Consider the following 4,907-nt stretch of genomic DNA (forward strand, 5'->3'; position numbering starts at 1 on the left):
CCAGTCTTGATTGCGGGCTGGTCGGCCCAAGGAGGAGATCGGGGTTCACCGAACGGGCTCCCTTTAGCGCGGTAGGAGCGGATTAAACAATATCAGGAGGAGCGAAGCGGGGGACATTCGCGGAGGGAAGTACCCGGTGGCCTGTGCACTCGCCCTGAACGTGACGGTCATGCCGTGGCGGCTTCAGGTTGCGGGGCGGGCTGGCCGAGCAGTCCGGCAACGAGTCCGCCCACCATCTCCGCGGGCACGCCCACCAGCAGCTGGCGCAGCATCGTCAGCGTGTCGAAGTACACGCGCTCGCAGACCAGCCGGTCGCCCTCGAAGATGAAGAAGGCGTTCATGCGGCAGCGAAAGCTGTTGCCTGTCGGCGGCAGGCCCTTGAGCGGGCCGCGGTGCGTGCCGAGCAGCCAGAACTCGACGATCACCGAGTCGTCGGCATGGCGCAGCTGGATGATCTCGTGCCGCTGGTCGGGGAAGGCGCGGCGCGTGTCCGTGTAGTACTGGCGCACGTCGGCGATGCCGTCGTGCACCTCGCCGCTGGGAATCAGCTCGTAGTGCGGATGCGGAAAGGTGCCGAGCACCGCGTCGAAATCCTGCCGCGTCTCGTCGGCGAAATGGTCGAGCACGAGGCGCTCGCGGCGGGCTTGCAGGTCGGTCAGGGTGTTCATCGGGGTGTGCTCCATGTGACAGGGATGACAGGGGACATCGGGTTGCCGCGAATGCGTCGTCCCGGGTGGCCTGCGTACTATCGACAGCCCCTCGAACCCAGACTGTCCGGTGTTGGCAATCGACGCCCCGGACAAACCCGCGATGCCACGCTCCTCCCTTTCTTCCAGCCCCGCCGAGCCGGATGCGCAGCACTCGCCCGTGCATAACAGCGACATGCGGCTGGCCGAAGACGTGCAACAGCGGCTGCTCGCGGTGGCGCACCGGCGCACGCTGGTGCGCGGCGAATCGCTGTTCCACAAGGGCTCGTCGCCCGATGCGCTGTTCGGCGTGGTCAGCGGCTCATTGCGCGTGAGCGTGGTCGCGCCGGGCGGTCGCGAAGCGGTGATCGCGATGCTGGAGCCGGGCCACTGGTTCGGCGAGGTCTCTTTGCTGGTGGGCCGCGAGCGCGTCTACGACACCTGCGCGGTCGACACCACCGAAATGGCCGTGGTCGCCGCAGCCGACTTTCATCGGCTGGTGGCCGAGCACCCCGACGTGCACATGGCCTTCACCCGGCTCGTGTGCCTGCGGCTGCGCCAGGCGCTGGCCTGGATTGACGACGTGATCCTGATGCCGCTGCCCGTGCGGCTCGCGCACCGGTTGCTGACGCTCGATGCGCGCGCGGTCGCGCCGGCGGAGGAGGGCGGTGGCGGCACGCTGCTGGGCGTGTCGCAGGAAGACCTGTCGTTCATGCTCGGCGTGTCGCGCCAGAGCGTGAACCGCCAGCTCAAGCTGTGGGAAGAAGACGGCACGCTGCGCGTGCGCTACCGCAGCATCGAGCTGCTCGATCGCGCACAGCTGGAGCGGCACGCGGCCACGCCGCCCTGAACGTGAGGGACGCTGGCGGGGTTCAATCCATCCGCGCGCCCGACGCCTTCACCGCCTTGTCCCAGCGCGGCGTTTCCGTTGCCAGGAAGCGCGCGAAGTCTTCGCTGCCCAGGTAGGCCGGGTCGGCGCCCTGGCTCACCATGCGCTCGCGCACCTCGGGGCTGGTCAGCACCTGCCTGAACGCGTCGCTCAGCTTGGCGACCACGTCTTTCGGCGTGTCCTTCGGCGCGAGGAAGCCGTAGAAGCCCACCACCTCGAAGCCCTTCACGCCCGACTCGATGACGGTCGGCACATCGGGCAGCGCGGGGTTGCGTTCGCGGCTGGTCACGGCCAGCGCGCGCACCTTGCCCTGCTTGTGATAGTTGGCGGCCTGCGGAATCGACTCGGCCATGAACTGCACCTGCCCGCCCATCAGGTCGGTGAAGGCCGGGGCGCTGCCGCGGTAGGGGATGTGCACCATGAAGGTACCGGTCGCGGTCTTGAACATCTCGGGCACGAGGTGGCTGATGCCGCCGTTGCCCGCCGAGCCGTAGTTGATCTGGCCGGGCCGTGCCTTGGCGTAGTCGATGAACTGCTTCAGGTTCTGCACCGGCAGCTTGGGCGTGACCAGCAACGCCAGCGGCTGCATGGCCGTGCGCGCGATCGGCACGAAGTCGCGCTGCGTGTTGTAGGGCAGCTTGCTGTAGAGCGCGCCGTTGATCACCGCCACGCCGGTGTTGGCCAGCATCAGCGTGTAGCCGTCGGCCGGGCTCTTGGCGACCGCGTCCGCGCCGACCGAACCGCCCGCGCCGGGCTTGTAGTCGACGATCAGCGGCTGGCCGAGCACGGCTTGCAGCTTGTCGGTGAGCAGGCGCGCATGCTGGTCGAGCGGGCCGCCGGCCGGGAAGCCGATGACGACCTTGATCGGCTTGTCGGGGTAGGCGGCCACAGCTGCCGTTGTGCCGAGCGCGCCGAGGGCGAAAGAAAGGACCGCCAGTGCGGTCCGGGTGGGCTTGTTCATGATCCGTCTCCTTGTTGTGGAGACGATCATAAGCAGCGCGGTCAGCCGGCCAGCGTGGCCTTCAGCGTGATCTCGGGCACGCTCGCCAGCGCCTTCGACAGCGGGCAGCCGGCCTTGGCCGCGGCCGCGATCTGCTGGAACTTCGCCTCGTCGAGGTTCGGCACGCTGGCGTCGAGTTCCAGCGCGATGCGGTCGATCTTGAAGCCGTCGCCGTCCTTGGCCAGGCGCACGGCCGCGCGGGTGTCGATCTTGGTGGCGGCCAGGCCTTCCTTTTCGAGCGCGAAGGCAAAGGCCATCGTGAAGCAGGCCGCATGGGCCGCGCCGACGATTTCCTCGGGGTTGGTGCCGCGCCGGTCGTCTTCGAAGCGGCTGGCGAAGCCGTAGGGATAGTCCTTGAGGGCGCCGGTCTCGGTGCTGACCTGGCCCTTGCCGGTCTTGCCGGCGCCTTCCCAGTGAACGCTTGCGTGCTTTTCTGCTGCCATGGCTATTCCTTCAGTCGGGGTGGTGGAGGGTTGCTCGGAGGGAGAACCGCAGGTATCGCTCCGAAAGCCGGGTCTGTCTGTAGTCGCAGGGCGCATCGCGCGTGGCGATGATCGCGCGCTGGGCCGATCTCAGACGCCGTGCACGCCGGATGTGCTGCGCTTCAGCTGACCCCGGACTTCGCCCGCCGGCCAGGCCTGGGTCGATACGCTGACGTACCAGAGGCCGGCCATGAGGTCGGCCATCTGTGCCGGCGTCAACGTGCTCGTGCCGGTCAGCTCGTAGCCGTCGCCGTCCGGGTCGCGCAGCTCGGCCCGGCTGTGCTGCGGCAGCTGGATCACCAGCGGGCCGTTGCTGCCCTTGGCGGCAGGGCCATGAAAGCCCGCGAGCGTCGCCGGCCCGCTGAGGCGCGCGTAGTTCACGCGCCACTGGAAGCTGCCGGTGGCGAGCGTCAGGGTTCCGAACATCGAGCCGCCGCCCTTGCTGCTTTTTCTGGGGAGGGGCGGAACCACGTCCTCGGTGCCGAGCCAGCAGTCGGCCATGAACCACGTCGGTGGCTCCTTGGGCTGCGAGGATGTCGCCGGCTCCTGCGGTCCGAACCTGGAGAGCAGCGCGCAGCCTGTCGCGGCCAGCGTGGCACCGAAGAGGACGATCCGTCGGCGGAGGGTGTGTCGGGCGGAATCAGGCATGGCAGGCAGGCGCAGGTGAAGCGGAGTCCGCACGATAGCCGATGCCTGCGCAGGGCCGGCGTACGACAAATGGGCGTCGCCAAGGTGACGCCCCGAGGGCTTCCCCGATGGGAGCGGCGGCCGGTGCGTCTTAGGCTGGCGCGCTGCGCCTTTGTCGCACCGCTTTCTTCCCTTCCTTTCCCCCGCCTGCTCACAGACCATGCAACCACGCCCGCACTACAAGTTCTGGCCCAAGCGCCTCCCGCATTCGATCACCGTCCCCGCCACCTCGCTGTGGCACAACCTCGCGACCTCGGCGGCGCGCTACCCCGACAAGGCCGCGCTGGTCTTTTTCGGCCGCGTGCTGAGCTACCGCGAGCTGGCCGACCAGGTCGAACGGCTGGCCGGCACGCTGCATGCGCTGGGCGTGCAGCGCGGCGACCGCGTGGTGCTGAACATGCAGAACTGCCCGCAGCTGGTGATCGCGCATTTCGCGATCCTGCGCGCCAACGCCGTGGTGGTGCCGGTCAACCCGATGAACCGGGCCGAAGAGCTCAAGCACTACATCACCGACCCCGATGCCAAGGTGGCGATCACCACCGGCGACCTCGCGGCCGAGCTGGCCAAGGCCAGCGACGCACTGCCGGCCGAGCAGCGCCTGTCGCACGTCATCGTGACGCAGTTCACCGACGCCTTCGATGCCAACGTGACCGGCGACGACGCTCCCGCGCCGGCCTGGGCCGACTGGCTCGGTACGCGCCATCCGCTGCCCGCGCTGGACGGCGGCCAGGTGACGGCGTGGACCGATGCGCTCGCGGCCGGCCACGCGGCGCCCGCACATGTGGTGGGCGCCAACGACATGGCGCTGCTGCCCTACACCAGCGGCACCACCGGCCTGCCCAAGGGCTGCGTGCACCACCATTCGAGCCTCATGCACAACGCGATGGCCGGCCAGCTCTGGGGCCAGGCGACGTCGGAGGCGGTGGTGCTGGCCGTGGTGCCGATGTTCCACATCACCGGCGTGGTGAGCATGATGCACACCTCGATCCTCGCGGCGGCCACGCTGGTCATCATGCCGCGCTGGGACCGCGACGTGGCGGGCCGGCTCATCTCGCGCTGGAAGGTCACGAGCTGGACCAACATCCCGACCATGGTCATCGACCTCATGGCCAGCCCCAACTTCGCGAGCTACGACCTCACGAGCATGACCCACATCGGCGGCG

The 4,907-nt window shown here is 68.8% G+C and carries 6 protein-coding genes; 2 read left to right on the forward strand and 4 right to left on the reverse strand.

The window, feature by feature from the left end; all coding sequences use genetic code 11:
* Positions 1-167: 167 nt before the first annotated feature.
* Entirely contained in the window at positions 168-668 is a 501-nt protein-coding gene (locus AAG801_RS40540; RefSeq protein WP_341893531.1) for an ester cyclase, read from the reverse strand.
* A gap of 142 nt (positions 669-810) precedes the next feature.
* On the opposite strand from AAG801_RS40540, the gene AAG801_RS40545 reads away from it, so the two are divergent.
* On the forward strand, positions 811-1,536 hold the full coding sequence (locus AAG801_RS40545; protein ID WP_341893532.1) for a Crp/Fnr family transcriptional regulator: 726 nt from the start codon (positions 811-813) through the stop codon (positions 1,534-1,536).
* Between the two features lie 22 nt (positions 1,537-1,558).
* On the opposite strand, the gene AAG801_RS40550 is transcribed toward AAG801_RS40545, so the two are convergent.
* From AAG801_RS40550 to AAG801_RS40560, 3 genes are all read right to left on the reverse strand, one after another.
* Entirely contained in the window at positions 1,559-2,536 is a 978-nt protein-coding gene (locus tag AAG801_RS40550; RefSeq protein WP_341893533.1) for a tripartite tricarboxylate transporter substrate binding protein, read from the reverse strand.
* A gap of 41 nt (positions 2,537-2,577) precedes the next feature.
* A complete protein-coding gene (locus AAG801_RS40555) occupies positions 2,578-3,018 on the reverse strand; it encodes an OsmC family protein (RefSeq protein ID WP_192192878.1) in 441 nt (146 codons plus the stop codon).
* A gap of 129 nt (positions 3,019-3,147) precedes the next feature.
* Positions 3,148-3,705, reverse strand: coding sequence for a CHRD domain-containing protein (locus tag AAG801_RS40560; RefSeq protein ID WP_341893534.1), 558 nt, complete (start codon positions 3,703-3,705; stop codon positions 3,148-3,150).
* A gap of 199 nt (positions 3,706-3,904) precedes the next feature.
* Here AAG801_RS40560 and AAG801_RS40565 point away from each other — a divergent pair.
* Positions 3,905-4,907, forward strand: a 1,003-nt coding sequence (locus AAG801_RS40565; RefSeq protein ID WP_341893535.1) for an AMP-binding protein, incomplete at its 3' end; no start/stop codon positions are given.

The sequence above is a fragment of the Variovorax sp. YR752 genome (genome assembly GCF_943372545.1).